At 44.1% G+C, this 20,789-nt stretch carries 13 protein-coding genes; 2 read left to right on the top strand and 11 right to left on the bottom strand.

Annotated elements, in window-relative coordinates; all coding sequences use genetic code 11:
* Positions 1-126: 126 nt before the first annotated feature.
* From ACQ86K_RS06985 to ACQ86K_RS06975, 3 genes are read right to left on the bottom strand one after another with little or no spacing between them, the layout of a single operon-like run.
* Entirely contained in the window at positions 127-1,254 is a 1,128-nt protein-coding gene (locus ACQ86K_RS06985; protein ID WP_091163065.1) for an efflux RND transporter periplasmic adaptor subunit, read from the bottom strand.
* On the bottom strand, positions 1,247-4,492 hold the full coding sequence (locus tag ACQ86K_RS06980) for an efflux RND transporter permease subunit (protein WP_091163064.1): 3,246 nt from the start codon (positions 4,490-4,492) through the stop codon (positions 1,247-1,249). Before ACQ86K_RS06980 ends, ACQ86K_RS06985 begins: the two co-directional genes overlap by 8 nt.
* 18 nt (positions 4,493-4,510) lie before the next feature.
* The gene (locus tag ACQ86K_RS06975) at positions 4,511-5,875 is read right to left on the bottom strand and encodes a TolC family protein (protein ID WP_431200066.1); all 1,365 of its coding nucleotides are present in this window, start codon (positions 5,873-5,875) and stop codon (positions 4,511-4,513) included.
* A 128-nt stretch (positions 5,876-6,003) separates the two neighbouring features.
* Between ACQ86K_RS06975 and ACQ86K_RS06970 the strand changes: the two genes are divergently transcribed.
* Both ACQ86K_RS06970 and ACQ86K_RS06965 read left to right on the top strand, forming a co-directional pair.
* Complete coding sequence (locus ACQ86K_RS06970) at positions 6,004-6,954, top strand: LysR family transcriptional regulator (protein WP_176844368.1); 951 nt, start codon at positions 6,004-6,006, stop codon at positions 6,952-6,954.
* The gene (locus ACQ86K_RS06965; protein WP_091163062.1) at positions 6,908-8,158 is read left to right on the top strand and encodes a glycosyl hydrolase family 8; all 1,251 of its coding nucleotides are present in this window, start codon (positions 6,908-6,910) and stop codon (positions 8,156-8,158) included. The genes ACQ86K_RS06970 and ACQ86K_RS06965 overlap by 47 nt, the downstream gene beginning before the upstream one ends.
* 28 nt (positions 8,159-8,186) lie before the next feature.
* On the opposite strand, the gene ACQ86K_RS06960 is transcribed toward ACQ86K_RS06965, so the two are convergent.
* From ACQ86K_RS06960 to ACQ86K_RS06925, 8 genes are all read right to left on the bottom strand, one after another.
* Positions 8,187-8,675 (bottom strand): FAD-dependent oxidoreductase, encoded by a 489-nt coding sequence (locus ACQ86K_RS06960; protein ID WP_431200065.1) that lies wholly within the window; start codon positions 8,673-8,675, stop codon positions 8,187-8,189.
* On the bottom strand, positions 8,653-9,507 hold the full coding sequence (locus tag ACQ86K_RS06955; RefSeq protein WP_431200810.1) for a flavin monoamine oxidase family protein: 855 nt from the start codon (positions 9,505-9,507) through the stop codon (positions 8,653-8,655). The genes ACQ86K_RS06960 and ACQ86K_RS06955 overlap by 23 nt, the downstream gene beginning before the upstream one ends.
* 210 nt (positions 9,508-9,717) lie before the next feature.
* A complete protein-coding gene (locus ACQ86K_RS06950; RefSeq protein ID WP_431200064.1) occupies positions 9,718-10,662 on the bottom strand; it encodes a hypothetical protein in 945 nt (314 codons plus the stop codon).
* A 1-nt stretch (position 10,663) separates the two neighbouring features.
* Entirely contained in the window at positions 10,664-12,508 is a 1,845-nt protein-coding gene (locus ACQ86K_RS06945; protein ID WP_431200063.1) for a glycoside hydrolase family 2 protein, read from the bottom strand.
* A 169-nt stretch (positions 12,509-12,677) separates the two neighbouring features.
* Positions 12,678-14,231: an FG-GAP repeat domain-containing protein gene (locus ACQ86K_RS06940; RefSeq protein ID WP_091163505.1), complete on the bottom strand. Its 1,554-nt coding sequence runs from the start codon at positions 14,229-14,231 to the stop codon at positions 12,678-12,680.
* Between the two features lie 16 nt (positions 14,232-14,247).
* Positions 14,248-15,684 carry an FG-GAP repeat domain-containing protein gene (locus tag ACQ86K_RS06935; RefSeq protein WP_431200062.1) on the bottom strand — a complete coding sequence of 479 codons (1,437 nt, stop codon included), beginning with the start codon at positions 15,682-15,684 and terminating at the stop codon, positions 14,248-14,250.
* Positions 15,685-15,894: 210 nt separating this feature from the next.
* Positions 15,895-17,151: a vanadium-dependent haloperoxidase gene (locus tag ACQ86K_RS06930; protein ID WP_431200061.1), complete on the bottom strand. Its 1,257-nt coding sequence runs from the start codon at positions 17,149-17,151 to the stop codon at positions 15,895-15,897.
* A gap of 10 nt (positions 17,152-17,161) precedes the next feature.
* On the bottom strand, positions 17,162-20,776 hold the full coding sequence (locus tag ACQ86K_RS06925; RefSeq protein WP_091163057.1) for a VCBS repeat-containing protein: 3,615 nt from the start codon (positions 20,774-20,776) through the stop codon (positions 17,162-17,164).
* Positions 20,777-20,789 lie beyond the last annotated feature (13 nt).

Here is a 20,789-nt window from a genome sequence, read left to right as displayed (position 1 = left end):
ATTTCCCTTTCTGCTCCTCGCAATGACATAATTTTATATAAGAAGAGCCCGAAAACTTCTCAGTTTTCGGGCTCTTTTATCCCTTCGCACTATCCATCAGGCCGAATCTAATCGACCTTCAATTTATTAATATTTCAAGGTCGATCCGTTCCTTATCTCATCTGATGCTGCTTTTACCAGCTTATCATCAGGTTTCAGGTCGCCACCGAAGATTTCGATGCTATCGCCATTGCTCAGGCCTTTTTTAACATCAACCCAAACGGCTTTATGATCAACCACTTTTATCACAAAAACCTTTTCGGTTGAAGTTGCTACAGCTGTTTTAGGCACCACGTAAGTACTATCGCCGGCAGGCAATGGTACACTTACTTCGGCAAACATGTGGGGAAGCAGCTTTTTGTCTTTATTGTAAACGTCCATCTCCAGGCGCTCGGCACGCAATTTTTCATCAAGCGCGCCGGCTATGCGCTTTACCTGGGCGGTAAACTTTTGGCTTGGCAAGGCTCTAACAGTAAAGTTAACTTCACTTTTGCTGCTTAATGCACCTGTGTAAATTTCGGGCACTGATACAACTAAACGTAAACGACCCTGATCCTGAACGGTAAACAGCGGATCGGTACTTTTACCACCCGGACCAACATAAGCCCCCAGGTTAACATTACGACTGGTGATCACACCGTCAAACGGGGCGCGGATCTCAAGGTAAGCCAAATTAGCTGATACTTCTTTTAAGCCGGATTTAGCGGCGTCAATATTAGCCTCATCAGCATTCTTTTTAGCTTCAGCCTGCTCCAGGTCGTTTTGAGAAACGGTACCCGGGGTTTTGCTGGTGCTTACCAGCCTGTCATAAGTAGCTTTGCTGGCAAAGTAAACCGCTTCAAATTGTTTGATGCGAGATTGCGCCGCAGCCAATTGCGAGTTAATTTCCGGCGCTTCAAGCACAGCCAATAACTGGCCCTGCTTAACTTCTGAACCGATATCAACCAAAAGCTTTTTAACATAGCTGTTGGTTTTGGCATACAGGTCAACTTGTTGGTAAGGGATCAGCTCACCAGGTATGGTGATGTTGCTGCTTAACCTGCCTTTGGTTACCGGCACAATTTGTACAGTGGGCGTTTCAACAGCTTCCTGTTGCTCCTGCTCTTCCTGTTGTTCTTTCTTTTCTTTATCATCCGAGTGGCAGGCACTCAATGAGCCTATTGCCATTGCTAAAACGGCAAACAGCAATATCGATTTATTTTTTAGCTTATTCATGGTGGTGCAAAGGGACATAAAATTTACTTTCTTTATCTTCCGGGTCTAATGAAACAGATTGAGTTGTGGCATTACCTTGTACCCAGGCAAAAACCAATGGTAATATCAGGAGCGCTGCAAAAGTTGAAGCGATAAGTCCGCCAATAACAGCGCGACCTAATGGTGATGTTTGATCACCACCTTCACCTAAGCCGGAAGCCATCGGGATCATACCTACAATCATGGCCAAACTGGTCATCAGGATAGGACGAAGACGTAACGCTACAGCTTCACGGGCCGACTTCAGTGCATCGCCGTTGTGTTTACGCAACTCTTCGGCATTGGTAATCAGTAGCACTGCGTTGGAAATAGATACACCCACCGACATAATCATACCCATGTATGATTGAAGGTTAAGCGTAGCGCCGGTGATTTTTACCAGCAGCAATGAACCAAACAAAACAGCCGGCACAGTTGATAATACCACCATCGACATTTTGAACGACTGGAAGTTTGCAGCCAGCATCAAGAATATCACCAATACGGCTACCAATAAGCCCGATTGTAAGCTATTAAGCGTATCGGTAAGGGTTTGGCTCATGCCATGCATCTCAACTGTTAAACCGCGCGGTGGTTTGCCTAATTCGTCAATGGCTTTCTGCACATCATTGGTTGCAGTACCCAAATCCTTTTTGTTGATGTTTGCCGTTACCGATAATGTTGGCACTGCACCTACGTTATCGTTTTCACCGAAGGTTGTACCAGTTTTAACATCGGCCACATCTCCCAAAACAGGGCGTGCCTGATTTGCCAGTACCGGAATCTCCTTCACATCGTTTAGGCTGGCCATTTGATACTCCGGCACCTGTACCTGCACAAGGTAGCTCAAGTTTGATTTTTCATCAATCCAGTTGTTCTTTTCTGTAAATCTTGATGATGAAGTTGATGCCACAAGCGAACGAGAAATATCATTTAAACCTACCCCAAGCTGTGCGGCCCGTTGCCTGTCGATATTAATATCGATAGTTGGATAATTGAACGACTGGCCTATCTGCACATCGCGCAGGTATTTGATATCTTTCAGTTTATTGATAACCTTAAAGGCATACTCAACATTTTGCTTTTTGTTTTTACCGGTGATGGCTACTTCAATAGGAGTTGGCGAACCCTGGCTCAGGATCTTATCAGTCAATTCAATCGGCTCAAATGATAATTTAACGTTGGGTAGCTGTTTTGCCATCTCATGCCTGAACTTTTCCTTCAGGTCATCAAGATTAACCTTATAATCCTCCGTTAAACTCACCTGCATCACAGACTCCTGCGGACCAGCCATAAACAGATAGATAGGGTTGGTTGAGAATGATGAAGGGTGCGAACCAACAAATGTCGAAGTTATAGCTATGTGGTTTTTACCCACAATATCGCCCAATATGTGTTGCGCCTTAACAGCTATTAGTTCTGTACGCTCTAAACGGGTACCATCAGCAGCCCGCAAACGTACCTGGAAGGTACCTGAGTTTACCTTAGGCAATACGTCACGGCCTATGATATTGAATAACAGGAAAGCAAGGCCAAAGGCAACGATTACATAAACCGTTACCAGTATCTTGCGGTTAGGCAGCATGCGGTCCATCAGGCGCATAAAGCTATCCCTGAATTTGTCAAAGCGGGTTACCTCGTCGCCTGTATGTTCAAGGGCAGCCTTCATGGCTTTTTCTTTTTGTTCCCATGGCTCACCTTCATCCTCCAGTGCAAACCCATCTTTATGGCTGTGGTCTTCATGTTTGTTTACCATGATCCAGTTGGCCATGATTGGTACAAAGGTTTGCGCCAGGAAGTAAGATACGATCATCGAGAAACCGATAGCCAGCGCCAGCGGCAGGAACAATGCTCCCGGAATCCCGTTCATGGTAAATGCAGGTGCAAACACCGCCAGGATACAGAACAGGATCAGCAATTTAGGGAACGCGATCTCCTTACAGGCATCCCAGATAGCCAAAGCTTTCGGCTTGCCCATGTCAAAATGCTGGTGAATATTCTCAATTGTCACCGTCGACTCATCCACCAAAATACCTATTGCCAGCGAAAGCCCGCTAAGCGTCATGATATTGATGGTTTGGTGTGCCAGCGACAGGAAGAATATAGCCGAGATAATACAGGTGGGGATAGTAAGGATCACGATAAGCGCTCCGCGTTTATCACCTAAAAACAGCAATACCATAAGCCCGGTAAGTACCGCCCCTATCGCGCCCTCTTCGGCCAAACTTTTTACAGCGTTAATCACATAAACCGACTGGTCAAACACGAACGACAGCTTCACATCATCGGGTAGTAAGGCCTGGAATTTTGGCAATGCTTTTTTCAGGTTTTGCACTACTTCCCAGGTTGAGGCCGTGGCCGATTTGGTGATTGGCAAGTAAACCGAACGCTTACCATTAATAAGTGCATAGCCGTTGGTGATATCGGCGCCATCTTCTATAGTGGCAACATCCTTCATAAATACGGTTTGAATCCCATTTTTATAAAGCGGGATATCTCCAAAATCCGGGATTTTCTTTATGGTGGTGTTTGAAGGTGCAAGGTAGTTGTAATCGCCTACACGCACGTTACCTGCAGGGGTGTTCTGGTTATTCTCGCGCAGGGCAGCCACGATCTGGTCGGGTGTTAAATTGTGCGAGCGCAACAGGTTTGGATCGACTTTAATCAGGATAGTACGTTGGTTACCACCAAAAGGTGCAGGCGCAACAAGGCCCGGGATGGAGGTAAATGACGAACGCACGTAAACCAATGCATAATCCAGCAATTCGTTATTGCTACGAGTGGCGCTGCTCAACACCAACTGACCAACCGGCAGCGTTGAGGCATCAAAGCGCAAAATAAAGGGCGGCTGCGACCCCTGCGGGAAGCTGGCCTGGGCGCGGTTGGTGTAACTCGTGACCTCCGCCGCGGCCTGGGCCATATTAGTACCCTCGTAAAAAGTAACTTTTATTAACGTTAAGCCTTGTATGTTTTTTGTTTCGATGCTTTTTACACCCGATACAAAAAGCAACAGGTTAACATATTGCTTACCAAAGTAAGCCTCCATTTGGTTTGGGGTGAAACCGCCGTATGGGTGCGATACATATATAACCGGCAGGTTCAGATCGGGAAATATATCGATCTTGATAGTCCGTACCGCATTTATACCGAAGAAGAACAGCCCGGCTACTATAACCAATATGGTAATTGGTTTTTGCAGCGCCCCTTTTATCATTCCCATTGTATATGTGTGTAACTGTTAAAAATTATTGATGAATATCCCGAAATCGCCTGTAGCTGCTGATTTGAACAGCAGTGCCTGCCATACGTTATTCAATGCTATATATTTGTCAACCTCGGCCCGGTTAAGGGTATAAAGCGCCTGTGTAAAATCAACTATGTTTGATAGTCCGTTTTTATACAGTGTATATTTTTGAATGTAAGCGTTATTAGCGGCCGAAACTTCAACCGGTACTTCGTTTACATTTTTAAGAGCGTTGCCTATGCGTGTTTCGGCAAGGCTGCGCTGTGCTTCCAGTTGCTTATCAACCAATTCGTAATCGTTTTTCAATTGCGCTGAGGTAAACTTTTGCGACTGTACCTGATAGTGGGTCCTGAAAACGCTGGTAAAATTCCATATCATACCTATTCCAAACAGGTAGTTGTAACGGGTTGGGTCAACACCTGCGCCGTAGCTGCCGGTGTAGCTATCCTGGTTAGTGCCGTAGTCCGGCTTAAAGCCTGAGCCCCTGCCCTGGTAAACACCAAAAAGGCTAAAGGTTGGCAAGGCGAAAGTGCGAAGGTATTTAGCCTGTTGATCGCTCACGTTTACCCTGTTTTGATAGAACTTCAAAGTTGGGTGATCGGTTGCGGCAACAGCGCTCAAAGTCTCCAGGTTATTGGGCTGTCTGGTAATGAAAGCACTATCCAATTGAAATTCCTGGGCGGGAATTCCTAAATAAATAGATAGCTGATTACTTTGATCCTGTACCGTTTGCTGCGAATTGGTAAGCGCGATCTTGGCGTTAGATACTTCGGCGTTGGCCAAGGATGAATCCACACCCGGATTTAAGCCGTTCTTTACGCGGGCTACGACTACTTTTTGCAATTCCATAGCACGGTTAAGGTTATCCTGCTGCGCCTTGGCAAGCTGTTGTGCAGCAAGTAGATTTAAATACGTGGCTGCAACGCGTACCTGGTGCTGAAATTGCTCCTGTGCAAGATCAGTTTCATCGCGCGATACGATGGTTTTTTGTACGCCGATCCTTTGTTTCGATCTGCCGAAGGCGAAAAAGTCCCAGCTAACGTTAGTTAAATACAGAGCGCCGAATGCAGCGTTCCAGTTCTGTTTGGCCAAAGCTGGCCCCGATGAGGACACCGACAGGCCACGATAACCATACGAGGGTCCGTTTTGGCCGTTCACTGTTCCGTAGTCCTGCTGCGCGGAGAAATTTACATCCGGCAGATACTCCGTTTTTGTTTCTTTGAGATATGCCTTAGAGGCGTTAAGCTGGTTTGCCTTCGACTTAATAGAAGCATAGTTAGCAAGGGCCATTTGTTCAGCATCCTTAATGGAAAGGACTTTTTGCTGAGCTTGTACGTGTAAGACATATGAAACACTCAAAAAAAACAGGAGTAATTTTTTTGAAGTTGTGTTTAACATGAGGTGTATTTTATACACAGCAAATGTATATCTATATGATTCATGAAAAAAATGAATTAATTTTGTGTAAATCATTAGCAAAACTAATAATGAATATTGCATTACATCATTTCAGGTTAGTTGATACCATTTCAAAAGAGGGTTCGCTGACCAAAGCAGCAAGTGCTTTACATCTAACCCAATCGGCCCTGAGCCACCAGTTAAAAGAACTGGAAAAAGAACTGGACATAGAGGTGTTCCATCGCCAGGGAAAGAAGCTTCAGCTAACCGAAGTGGGCTATCGTTTCCTACGAAGTTCGGAAAAAATATTGGCCGAAATACGCACCCTTGAAGAAGATATTAACAACTATAAAAATGGCAAAACCGGTAAGCTTAATATTAGTATGCAATGCTATACTGCATACCATTGGTTACCCGGCGTAATTAAAGATTTCAAAAGCCAATGGCCTGATATTAACATAAATATAGTTTCAGATGCTAGTCGCCGACCACTTGAATACCTCATGCGGGGCGACCTTGACCTGGGTATTGTGCGCACCCAAATGGTGAATACTCAGATAGTGTATGAACCCATTTTTGAAGACCGCCTGATATGTATTTTACCGGCCGATCATCCCCTGGCAAAAAAGGCCGTTATTGACATCTGCGACTTCCAGGATCAGGAGTTAATCCTGGCTCTTTATGACCCCTCATACCAGGAAACTCCGGTCATCGAAACACTCATCCAAGAACAGCATGTAAAGCCCAAAACATTGAGTCGCATCCACTACACAGATGCCACTATTGAGATGGTAAACGCGGGCCTCGGAATAAGCGTTATGGCCGACTGGATTGTGAAGCCGTACCTGCCCGGTAAACACATTGTTACAAAACCGTTGCACCACAGTATTGCAAAACGCACGTGGTATGCCGCTACCTGTAAGGATACACCGGCAATTCAGAACTTTTTGAGCTGCCTTAAGAACCATTTCTGCAAAACTGAGTTATTGTGCAATGATGTTGAAGAGGTTGCTGCTTACCCCGAACTACGTGCGATATAGCCTGCTGCTATTTTCGCTATTTATACTAAACGGCCTTCATGCACAGGTTGCATTAAGGCCGTTTCCGCAACATAGCCGGTATACTGCCGGTACAATAAAACCCAATCACATCAATCAGCAACAGCTTGATAGACAGGTAACCTCTTTTTACGATCAATGGAAACACAGGTACATTAAACCCGGCTGCGATAAAAATCAATTTTATGTTTGGTTTGAAAAGCCAGGTAAAGAATGCGTATCCGAAGGGCAAGGCTATGGCATGGTGATTACCGCACTGATGGCCGGGTACGATAAGCAGGCAAAAACCGTTTATGATGGTTTATATCAATATTATAAAACCCATCCAGCCAAAGCATCTCCTTATTTAATGGCCTGGGCCCAGCTAAAGAACTGTAAAAACCACGACCGGGATGCCGCCACCGACGGCGATATAGATATAGCATACTCCCTTCTGTTAGCTGATAAGCAATGGGGAAGCAGAGGCCATATCAACTACCTGCAGGAAGCCAGGAACGCTATGGCGGCAATTATGCACTACGAAATCAATCCTAAAACGTTTTCTGTTTTATTAAGCGATGGCAGCGACGGAGATAGCGAAGATTATTATGATATGCGCTCATCTGATTTTATGCCTGCCAATTTCAAAGCATTTGAAAGCGCCTCAAAAACCGGTAAATGGCAAAAAGCTATTGATAAAAACTATCGCTTATTTAACTATCTGCAAAAAAACTACAGCCCGGGCGCAGGCCTGGTGCCCGATTTTATCAGAGGAATAAAGACTAAAGCCCGGCCTGCTCAGCCCAACTACATGGAATCAAAGTATGATGGTTATTATAATTACAATGCATGTAGGGTACCGTGGCGCATAGCTACCGATTATTTATTATATGGCGATAAACGCGCTAAAGGCTTTGTTAGTCCAATAAATCAATGGATCACGCAAACTACTGATGGCAATCCGGATAATATTTCGGCAGGATATACGCTTGAAGGTAATGATATTAAAGGCAGATACTTCGAAGCTTTAAGTTTTATAGCGCCATTTACGGTATCGGCCATGGTTGACAAAAGTAATCAGCAGTGGCTTAATAAAGTCTGGGATTATCTAATAGCCTTTAAACTGAAGGATTATGATTATTACGATAATACTATCAAAATGTTGGATATGATTATTGTGAGTGGAAATTACTGGAAGGGACAATAGCATCTACAATCATGTCATTGACATTTTTTTATTCATAGTCCAACAACATCTCCGCAGCCCTCAACCCACTCGTCAAAGCCGCCTCAACAGTTCCCATTGCCGTTCCTTCATACAGATACTCGCCTGCAAAAAATAAGGTATCGCCAATAGGATGGCTCAGGATCTTTCGTGCTTCGGCTGTTTCTATGGTATCATAGCTATATGAACCTCTCGAAAACGGATCGACAGTCCAGTTGATTACATTCCAGGTAAGGAGTTTTTCTTTCAGTTTCGCGATATCTATCTTAAAAATATTGGAGATGGAGCCGAGTGCTTCTATCAAAACATCCTCGTCGCTGGTATTTATACGGGCGGCAGCAGGTGGTCCACCAAGCCAACCGGTAAGCAGCGGGCGATGTACCGGCATTTGGGTCCACCAAACGGGGATTGCTTTATTTGAAAACAGAAAGCCCATATCTTCGAGATCGGCACCGGTCATTTGCCGGGTTTCATCACTATACCAAAATGCTCTCGTCAAACTCAAGTAACACCTTGATCACCGCTCCAAAGCCAAGCGATTTTAAGGCATTGATATAATAATCAACCGGGGGGTCAAAACTCAGTGTAGCCTTCAACCCGACCTCAGCCTGTAAAATTCCGAGCGGTACGGCAATCAATAGCTGCCGGGCCTGGTAGGTTATCCCAATATCAGTGCTTACTGTAACATGATGTTGGCCCCAGTCAATATCTTTTGCAACGGCATTAAGATAAATATGCCCACCTGCCTGTTTAAACTCATTTGCCAAATAGCTGATTAACGTACAGTAACCTCCTTCTACACGATACTGCGCATCCTCATGCTCATTTTGCCACTCTTTACGGATAGAAAAGGCACTGGCTTTTTTAGGATCGGCATTATCATATCCCGATACATAGCCCCGCACCGATTCCCGGAGCCCTCCATATCGTTCGCCCGAAAACTCCTGCTGCATGAACGCTTCAATGCTCATATCATGCTTCAGTTGCATGATGCTTTCCAGAAATCTGTCCCAATGCTCAATAACGTCCCCTTCGGCTATAAACTTTCCATCCTCATATTTCCACATAGAGGCGGAGGCATGGGTATATTTAATGTCAGCTTCATTAAGCAAGCTTTGGGTTATGGGCAAATCGCCATGAATAAACTCAGCACCCAGTTCAGCAGGCTCTAATGATGTGCCATGCTCTAGTGTGTGAATGCGACCGCCAAGCCGGTTTCGGCCTTCAAGCAGCACAACATTTTTACCTGCTTTGGCAAGCGTACGGGCGGCCATCAAACCCGCGGCTCCCCCTCCTATGATAATTACATCTGTATTTTCCATATGTAAAATGCGTTGAGCAAGATAAGCAGATTTTCAAAACAGAACCTGTATGGTAAGTCATTCTTAAACAAAATTTAACTTAAAAAAAGTTAAAAGCTGAATGCACAAAGCTTAAAGCTTACGGTTTTGTTATTAATATTATAGCAAAAAAGGCGCGAAGCCGCTAAGAAAAAACTTTGCGTCTTCGCGCCTTTGCGAACATATTAAGTTTTAAAAATTTCAGGGCAATGTTATCACCTGCTTATCCAGATTCCAGCCTTCGAGTAATACGGTTGATTTTGCCGCGCCTAATTTGGCTACCGGGGCGCTTACCGATACTATAATCCTTTCATGTGGTGCCAAGCTAAAGTAATTACCAGTCCAATAACTTGGCATAACCTCCTCGCCGTTTTTCATCAATTGCGGGCGGACAAAGAATGCCAGTTGATTGGAGTTATTGGTAAACTGCATAGTCCACTTATTTTCGCTTAATCCTTTTTCAGCTTTGATCACTTTTCCCTGTACCTGTGCATGTTTCATATCGTTCAATGACTTAAAGTCATCAGTGGCCGATAGCCAGTAAACATTATGTGATACGGTTTTACCTGCCGCATTAGTCAGGTTCAACACTACAAAACTTACGCCTTTGGTAGCGGCAAGTGCATCTTTGAGCTGAATCACTTCCTTAACACCAGTTTGCGCCAATCCTACATTGCCAACCTTTTCTGATTTAATCAGCTTACTGTTGATATCATAAATATCGGCCGTAGCAGTTAAGCTTCCGGTGGCATGGTGTGTACGGTTGATGATTGCTATTGATGAATTATCATAATTATACTGGATGTGGATAGGCTCGCAGGCATTTTGCATAGTATAGTAGCCGGCATTAGGTTCAAGGTACCAGTCGTAAATTTGCCATATTACACTTGGTAAAGCCGCATTTAACTTCCAGAGCATTACGCCGCCGGTTTCGTTCAGTTTATGGCCATCAGCTTCAAAAATACCCTGGTAACCTAAGGCGTTCATGAGCTGCATCTTGTCCGAAAAATTAACGATACTACTTGGCTTGCCATACCTTTTGGTCATTTCTTCATAATACTTATCATATTTACCGGCTCCGGTTGCCGCGTCATGGTAGCCCCATGAATTATTAAGCGGAAAAGGCAAGTTGGTATCCCAAACCAAATTAGGGATGATCTTCGGCAGAGTTGTATATGGTGGTTGTGACGGTAGGCCGGTTTCTGTCTTTAAACACCCAGTCTTTAGCAGCATCGGCCAGTTTATAATAGTCTTTGGGGTCTTTCCATTCATAAGGGCCACCACTATAAACGCCCGACGGCATATCATCAGGCCACGAACCCTTCCAGCCTTCCGGCAGTTTGGCAAAGCCCGACGAACTTGGAATGAAGGGACGTGTACCATCTAAAGTGATAATATCATTACGCATTATATCATATAGCTCTTTACGGGCATGGCCTTCGTTGCCACCTGTCCATACCAATAAGCTTGGATGGTTGCGGATGCGGTAGATGGTACTTTCTACGTTTTTGATGAATACGTTACCCTCCAGCGGCCAATCAGGCGAACCTTTAAATTCACCCTGGGTATCGCCGGTAATCCAAAAGTCTGACCATACCATCTGCCCGTATTTATCGGCAGCATTCCAGAAAGCATCCGGCTCGGTAACACCACCTCCCCAGATACGTACCAGGTTTACGTTGGCGTTACGGCACAGGTGCATCTCATAATCGTAACGGGCCGAATCGCGGTTCACCATCATATCCGGTACCCAGGCGCCACCTACCAAATGCACTTCCTTCCCATTAACATAAAACTTACGGCGCACAAAACCATTGGCTGTAGTTTCGGCTTTTGAAGCCACCTTGCGGATGCCAAAAACAAAAGTGGTATCGTCACTTACAGTATTCCCTTCAGCATACTGCATACGGATCCGGTACAGGTTTGCCTTACCGTAACCGTTTGGCCACCATAATTTAGGCTGATGGATTATCAGCTGGCTAATCTTATCAGCGTTTAACTCAACCGCTTTTTCGGCACCAGCAAGTACAACGACTGGCTGACTAAACTGAACCGGTGCGCCTGCAAAATTTTCGGGCTTTATGCTGACGGTTAGTTTACCGCCATGTGTTGCAGTTGTATTATTGGTTAATGTCAGGTTTAATGAAAGCTTGGCTGTACCGGTATCAGGCAGGCTTGGCAAATCCGTAATCAGCTTTGGCCTGCCGATAGTTACCGCGCCACTTGTGCGTAAAAACACTGGCTGCCAGATCCCCATATTACGGTCGCGCACGGGCGGGATCCAATCCCATCCTGATGAACAAAGCATAGTTACGTTTTTGCCGATATCACCCGTTGGGCCGCCATTTTCATAAAACGGGCCGAGGGCTTTCAACTGCTCCTTTGCAGGATATCCCGGATAATCAAGCGGGTAAATTTTCACGGCGAGGGCATTTTCAGCCCCAGCTTTAATTATATTGCTTACATCAAGGTTATGTTCAGCAAACATACCAGCCATCTGGGTACTGTCGGCAATTTGCTTGCCGTTAAGCCATACAGCTGCCCGGTAGTTAATACCTTTAAAGATCAATTGAAAACGACGGCCTTTATCTGCAGCCGGCACTTTAAAGGTAGTGCGGTACCAATAAGGCTTTTTCCATGGGTTAGGGTCATTAGGCAGATGACTATATTGTTCCAGGTTATATTCTTTATTAAACTGATCGGAGGCATCGGGGATCAGCATATTATTAAGACCCTGGTATGGATCTGGATAGATGTGATTGGCCACCAGTCCGGTAAGTACTGTTGATGGTACTTTTACGGGAAACCAATACACCGGCGAGTGGTATTGTGTATTGGAAAGTTCAGTGCCTGTTGCATTTACCAAGGCCGATGATTGCAAATCGAAATTGCTTAATTTAACTTGTTTTACAACTCCTGATTGTGCCAAAACAAAGGCAGGTAAAATACAGGCAGCTATAACACCTAAAGCTGAGCAGATACTTTTGTTCATTTAGTATATCAATAAATAAGTATGGTAAAACTACTTAACATACAACCAGATACAGCGGTACTTATTTATCAATTTGTTGTACAAATGATACGTTTTGGGGCTTTAGTAATCAATTTACCAGTTTCTTATCAAGACAACCTCTGTCCTTATTAAAACGGTTAATGAAACCCTACTTTTTAATCGTTTTATTCTGCAGTACAATAATCGGCTCGTACATGTCCCAATTAGGTTTATAATCCTTTTGGTTCATGAGGCCCTGGGCCCCTACCGAAAAATTGCCCAAAACCAGATCAGTATCGCCATCGCCATCAATATCACCGGCTTCCATCGAAATCCAACGACCTAATAAATTAACGGGAACCTCGTGTACTTCAAACTTGCCCGGGCTAACCTGCTCGTGATAGGTAAAACCTTCGGTAGGATGATATTTATAATCAGGAAAGAAAGCTATTACAGCAAGATCAAGATCTCCGTCCTTATCAAAATCGGCGGCTATTGCTTTGGAGCAGCCGTTGATATGGTAAAAGTAGGTTTGTATAAATTTCCAGTTGCCTTGATTGGTAAATATATAAACTCCATGATAGGGCTTAAATATAGGCGAGTAATCATTGTTATCTCCGCAGGTGTAAACTATATCAAGTTTACCATCGTGGTTAACATCCATCAACTGGAAACTGCTCGACCCGTAAACCGATGGAAAACGTATGATATTTTGGGTAGTAAATCCTCCCTTTTTATCGTTCAGAAACAGCCAGATCCCTTCATCGGCCTGGGCAAACAGGCAGGCAATATCAGGCCAGCCATCGCCGTTAAAATCGCCGGTACAAACTATTTCAGGACCAGGAACTGCACGGATGATCTTTCTTTTGAATGTATGATTAGTTTGTTGCTGTAATAGGAACAAACCACCCCGGTCGCGGCCAAAACCGCAACTAATATAATCCATCAGGCCATCTTTGTTAAAGTCGGCCGCCGCACTTTTAACCGGGCGTGGCAGACTATCGGCCATTAGGGTGGTATCTTTTGATTTTTTGTCGAGATTAATATGTGTTAAGGTTCCTTTGAGTTGATCATTAGGCGGAAGGATCCCGATGCAGGTAACTACGGCGCTGTTAGGTTCGGTTGCCGACTGATAAAAGGTAGCATCGGTTATTGGCGAATGGAATTTTTTGACCAGGGTAGCTGTAAGATCACTACTCCAGCGGTAAAGCTTATTGCCGGCATCTCCTGTATAAAAGTGCTTATCAACGTCATTAAACTTAATCATGGTGGTCATGGCCTCCCCAGATGTAGTATCAACATTAGCAGGCCTTTTCACCGAAAATATAGCCGAATCGAGCAGGGCATCCGGTTTAGGAATTTTTAGTTTTTTGGGCGAGGCGTACCTATAGTAAACAACAATCTTTGTCCAATCGGCAAGAGAGAGCTCGGCCCCTGGACCGGCTATATACTGGTCCATAAAAGGGCGCATGCCAAGTTTTGCTCCCATGGCTGGTAATATGTGCTTGTCCCAGGTGGCACTATCCAGTACAGAAGCATCGGGCGGTTCATGACAGCTGCCGCAATGTTTGAACGCCGTTTTTTTAGCGTCGGCCAAAAGCTCTTCGTCGCTCGGTTCATTATCGCCGCAACTATTCAATGCGGCAATAACAACAGCTGCGAATATTATAATCAGCAACAATACGTTTCGTTTTATTATGCTCACCCCTCCTGCTTTACTCATACAGTTCGGTATCGCTTTACTTTTTGGTGTGATTTTCAAGCATTATCAATGGCAGGTGCTGGTCCCAATTAGGTTTAAAACCATCCTGGAACATAAAACCATCTGCATAATTACCTAATACAATGTCGGGTTTGCCGTCCTTGTTCAGGTCGGTCATTTCCATACACATCCAATGGCCAAGGTTACTAATCGGCAAAGCATGAGGTTTAAAATCTAAAGGTTTAGCCTGTTCAAAGTAAACAAACTCTTCGGCAGGCGTATTTTTCATATCGGCAAAGAAAGCTATCGTAGCAATATCGATATCTCCATCACCGTCAAAATCGGTGGCAATGGCTTTAGTACAACCATTTATAGGGTAAAACCAGCGTTGTTTAAAGTTCCAGTCGCCCGTGTTGGTAAAAATGTATAAGCCGTGGTAAGGTTTCAGGATCCTCGAATCACGGTAGTTGTAGCCGCAGGTTAGTACCAGATCAAGTTTGCCGTCATGATCCATATCAACCAATTGAAAACTGCTTGAACCATAAACCGGCGGAAAATGCAGCAGGTTCCGGGTTGTAAATCCTCCTTTTTGATCATTCAACAACAACCAAAGGCCTTCATCGCCGCTTCCGGTTAACAGCATTACATCTGTCCAGCCATCGTTGTTAAAATCGCCGGCTAAAGCTTGTGCAGCGCCCGGCTTGTCATAAATGGTTTGTTGCTCATACGTATGATCCTTATTTTGCTTAAGCAGGTAAACACCTCCTTTAAACTTGCCCTGACCGCAAACTACAACATCCTGCAAACCGTCCTTGTTAAAATCGCCTGTTATTGTGCCAACAGGCCGGGGCAAATCAGATGCAATATAAGTTTGTTCGTTGTTAACGTGCTGCGCATCAAGGTTTACTTTAACTACTTTGCCATTCGGAAAATCAACTGGTGCCATACGCCCAATACAGGCGAAAAAGCCTATATTATTCCCGGCACTATCTTTGTCAAAACTAACCCCAACCGCGGCTGATGGAAATTTGGCGAGGGAGTCCATTTTTAAATTACTGTCCCAGGCATACAATTTTTCATCCACGGCGTCGGCACTGTACATACGCCCTGTAGTTACATTGGCAGCAAGCATAGTAGTAAAAGCGGTATAACCTACCCGTGCAGGCTTTCTAAGTGTAAAACCAGCCCAATCATTTATTAATGGGATTGGTTTTTTAGCCGGCATCAATGTATCGGGTGCAGCTTTTTTATAATATTCCAAAATGGCTGTCCATTCGGCAATAGTAGCGCCGGTAGTATCAAGCGGATCATTTTTATAGTACGATGAACCTCCATATGTTGAAATGTGCAGTAACGGCGCCATATTCACCAGTGTATGGTTAAGCCACACATCTTTCGGTAATGCATCAACAGGCACTAACGAGTGGCAGCGGGTACACTTTAATTGTACCAGTTTTTTACCATCAACTATCACATCGCCGGTAAACTTATAAGGTTGATATGCCGGTTTACGCTTGCAGCTATTAATGAGCGTTAAACCAGCTAATATTGCAGAAAATGAAAAAAGGTATGATATGGTTAATAAGCTTTTTTAAAATTCATAAAATAGCTCAGCCCTTAATTTTTAAGTTTTAATTTTTTCCAAATGTATTCGCCTACCTGTTTTCCTTGTACAGCGCCCTGATTAACGCTGTTGAGGAAGTGGATACCGCCGTAAAACCTGCTTATTGAAGTTCTCGTCGGCAGCTTTCAAAAATGAATCGAAATGGCGCTGCATACCTATATAACGCAGGTCGCTGGTATCCTGATAGGCAAAATTATCTCCAAATAAATGAGTAAGCACCACTGCAGATGCACCGCTGATATCGCTGTGGCCGCTCGGATACTCAGGAAATGGTGGTGTTTGCAGCATTGGCAGCCAGTCGTGGTCAATTTTATCATTGATAATGGTTACCGGTCTTATATAATTAGTTTCATATTTAACCTGCCAGCCGCAAATAAAAGCATCAAACAAAGCTATTGAGGTAAGCGCATAAGCCTGCGCAGTTTTTACAACATCGGCATGGGTTTGCTTGCAGGCAATTGCGGTTATGCCGATCCAGTGACCACCAGGGGTGATTTTTTTGTTGGCAAACATCATGTGGCCATTATGCTCAATAACAAAAGGATTATCGTCCCAAAACTTTGCAATAGTTTTTTGCTCTGGCGTAATGTTTTTGCTTTGGTTATACACCTCCATTGTTTGTCTAAAATACTCGCTGTTTTTATCCTCACTAAAAGCAGGTGGCGGCGGCAAAGGAAACATGGTTGAGGTGTCAACTGCGAAAGTATGCATAGTACCCCAGCAAAACTCAACACCATCCAGGTAATCGGGAGGAGTGGGATGCCAGTTACCCGGATTATCGTTCCCTAAAAACCTTGGCTTGCCACGGGTTTGCGGATAATTATCAACTGCTGCTCTTTTTAATATGTACTTGCCAATTTTTTCGCCAAATGCCATTGAGCGGGCATAGGTTGAATCATCCATGTTGTCTTTATACATGGCGTAAACCTTGGCCTCATATTTTTTGAGCGAATCGATAGAGAAGGTAACCTTATGAGCTACTGCAAAAAACGCTGATGTAGCCGCAAGCGTATAATTATACTTTACCCCTGCCTTTGGTTCGGGAGGTTTACCAAAGCCCCACAGCTGAGCTGTAATTGAATTGTATCCGGGATTAGAATAACGTATTGCCTCATAAGCAGCCAGCGAGGTATATCCATAAATACGGCTTGCTACGGGAGGGCTGAACACATCATAAATAATAACCTGCGTAAGCTGATCAATGTTGTTATGTATAACATCAGCATCTTTCATCATCGGTGTTTTTTTAGGCTTACTACCGCAACCTAAAACAAGGGCACAACCCGCAACGGCTATAAATATTTTAAAGCATCTCATTTATAATAGTTTATTTAATTGGTACATTACGTTGATGGCCATAACTATCGGTTACAGTTATCGATGCCATGTTATCATCAATATTAATGAATCTGCCCGATTGCGACAAGAAAGAATTACCATTATAAAACTCCTGTTTAGCAGTTTTACCATTTTTGTATTTTATGGTTGCAAATGCATCAAGCGGCTCCAGATTATAGGTTTTAACTGGCCGTTTCAGCTCAAACAATTTCATACTGTCACGATTTTGAGTAGCTGCCAACAGGTAGTTACCACGGGCTCCTTTAAGCTTCACCAAAGCCTTGCCATCGCCCGGAATATAAATACCGCTTTGCATAATGCTGAGCGGTTTAAAGCCTCCCTTGCCATCTCCCTTTAGTAATAAACCATTAAAAGCATCGTAACGGCCGGTTGCAACCTCAGTGCCGTAGTCATTGCCGTTAAGTGCAACATCAAGGTTGCCATCTCCATCAAAATCATCAATAGTAATGCCGCATAGTTCAGACATTTGCGCTTCAACCGGCAGCGGAATAGCCGTAAACTTCCCTCCCCCGTCATTGCGTAAGTATACCGATTGCAGGTAATTCACTTTTAAACGCAATGCCCCCTCACGCATTTTTGGGGTTATCACCGAATCCATTGTCGCTGTTGCAAATGACCTATAATTCTGGAATCTGATACGCATGCTGATCATTTGCTTCACAATATCGTCGCGCCCGAAAGCCGGAAATTCCTGCAATTGGCCCTGCTGATCTTTCAGAAAAACAGAAGGGAAAGCATCGTAGCTGCCATTCTTATCAAAATCTTTGGCAGTAATATAAATCGGGTATTGATCGGTTGCTTTATAAAAAGTATTGAGACCGGTATTGCCTACAATGTAATCTGTATCGCCGTCGTGGTCAAAATCGCCGGAGGCAATTGTATTCCACCAACCAAGCTTATTTTCAACTCCGGTGCTTTGCGTTACATTTTTGTATATGCCACGATCGTTTTTAAGGAATGTGATCGGCATCCATTCGCCGGTAAGAATCAGGTCGGGCCATCCGTCATTATTAAAATCGGTAAAGGTGGCGTCGCAAACCAGGCCTATATTATTCAGCTCTTTTGCCGATGATGAGGATACGTCGGTAAATTTGATAACGCCGTTCTTGCTATCGTTACGCAAAATAAAACTTGAAACCGGCTTAGGATAGTTCCAGGGATCCACACGGCCGGATATAAACAAGTCCATTTTGCCATCGCGGTTTACATCAGCTGCTTTTACACACAGTTTGCTGGTAAAGTTTTTAGGCAGGGCATCGGGTTGCAGTTTGAAGTTGCCTTTACCATCGTTAACATAAAGCCTGTCCTGGTAATTTGATGAACCGGGCTCGCTTTCATAACCGCCGCTGGCAACGTACAGATCAAGGTCGCCATCGCCGTCGGCATCAAAAAGCAGCATGCCTTCGTCCTTCACTCTTACAGGGGATATCATATGTGCCATATCGTTGGGATTTCCAACCGGGACTATAGTTTTAGGCTGAGGCACTAAATCGCGCTGAATAAATTTGCCATTGGCCTGCTGCAATAGTAATTGAGCGGGATACATTGTAGTACCCCCAACCACCATATCGTCCAAACCATTGCCATCTACATCGCCAACCGCTATGGCCGGCGTATATTCCGACAGTTTATGCGGAAGCAGTTTCTGAACATTAAAATCGATATAATCCTGATCATTATGTTTATAGGTTATTCCTGCCGATTGAGTGACCTCTTTGAACAATGCGGTATTATCAACAGAGGGCTGTTTATTGGTATAATCAAGCTTCGCATCGCTAATTTTAACCTGGAGTGTTTGATTAGTTTTAACATGGGTAAGCACCTGTTTTTTATCGTTATCCCAGCGGATAACTACCGAATCGAGCAGAGATATGTTACCCAGGCCAAAGTGGGCAATATCCTGTATAGTTGATAAATAACCACGGTAAGGTGTATTTTCATAATATTGATGTTTGCCGTGATCGTAATAAATATCGGCAAAAGCACCAAGACCGTTCAGGTTTTTGGGGCCGCCATGAAATTGTATGTGGAAGTAGTTACTACTGTTTATAGCGCTTTTACGGGAAGTATTTTTGTAGATGAATGCCTCATCATTAATATTGTTAATAACCATATCCATGGTGCCGTCGTTATCCAGATCGGCATAGGCACATCCGTTTGAAAACGAAGGAGCACCAAGCCCCCAGCTTTGGGTTACATCTTCAAACTGCACACCATTGGTATTGCGGAAAGCATAGTTGGGTATTTTCACAATCGGGATTTGGTCAAGCACCTGTTGGGTTGACGCTACCGAATAGGCCATTTGCCTGAAAGTTATAAAATCATGATCGGTTACATCGCGCGGATAGCCATTGGTTATTACAATATCGCGATACCCGTCATTATCAAAATCGGTTATCATGGGTCCCCAGCTCCAGTCTGTTTGTCCAACACCACTTAAAAAAGCCACATCGCTAAATGAGGGGTCGCCAATAGAATCATTACCGCCAATTCGCGGGCCGTTGTTTAATTGTAAAGTATTACGGGTGTATTGATATTGATATTGATACCTGTCGAAATTTTGAAATATCTGGTAATTGTTGGGCGGCATGAACATCTTTTTACGGTAGTTATCCTCGGGGTTCATGTCGACCTCGAAAACATCGGCAAGACCATCGTTGTTTACATCCTCAATATCCTGCCCCATGGAGCTGAAGGCGGTGTGCTTAAAATACTCCTTCACTTTATCTGTAAAAGTGCCGTCGCCGTTATTGATGTATAAAATGTTATCGGTTAAAAAATCGTTGGTTACGTAAATGTCTTTCCAGCCATCTCGGTTAATATCTACAATGGTGGCAGCATGTCCATAGCCTTCGGTCCCAATGCCTGCCTGTTTGGATACGTTGGTATAAACCGGGTGTTTTAGCGCCGGATCCCAATCGCAGCGGTAAAGCTGCCCGGTACTCCGGTGACTTCCATTAGTTATTATCGGCCTGAAAGTACTTTGATTATCGCCGGCAACAGCCTCATTAACGGTAAGGTACATATCCAGGTCACCATCGTTATCATAATCAAAAAACGATGCCATAGTTGAGTGGAGCCTTACATTAAGACCATACTCCTTGGCCATTTCTTTAAAGTGCGGTATACCATCTTTACCCACTCCCTGGTTTACATAAAGCAGGTTAGTTCGCTTAACCGCATCATCAAGTAAAGTATAACATATATAAAGATCCATAAGGCCATCGTTGTTAATATCAACAACAGCCACTCCCCGGCCCCATCCGCCGCTGCCGCCAACCCCCGCAGTTGAAGTAACATCATCAAACTTCATATCACCTTTGTTAAGGTAAAGTTTGTTTGATGTGGTATTGGCAACAAAGTAGATATCCTGCAAGCCATCATTATTAAAATCGCCTATGCCCACACCGCCGCCATTGTACAGATTAAGTTTGGTAAGCGGGTTTATGGCATCATTTTCAACAATTTTATTATTGAAGGTAATACCCGAGTGCGAAGAAGGAACCTGTTCAAAAAGTGTAGCTTTTTTACAGGCACTAAGTAAAACGGCAACCAGGTATATAAGGGCAAGGGTATACTTCATTATTGGTTAGTAA

Source organism: Mucilaginibacter sp. P19 (assembly GCF_050632265.1).
Taxonomy (GTDB): Bacteria; Bacteroidota; Bacteroidia; order Sphingobacteriales; family Sphingobacteriaceae; genus Mucilaginibacter; species Mucilaginibacter gossypii.
The sequence above is the reverse complement of the archived record's forward strand: the minus strand, read 5'-3'. Positions and strand labels throughout refer to the sequence as shown.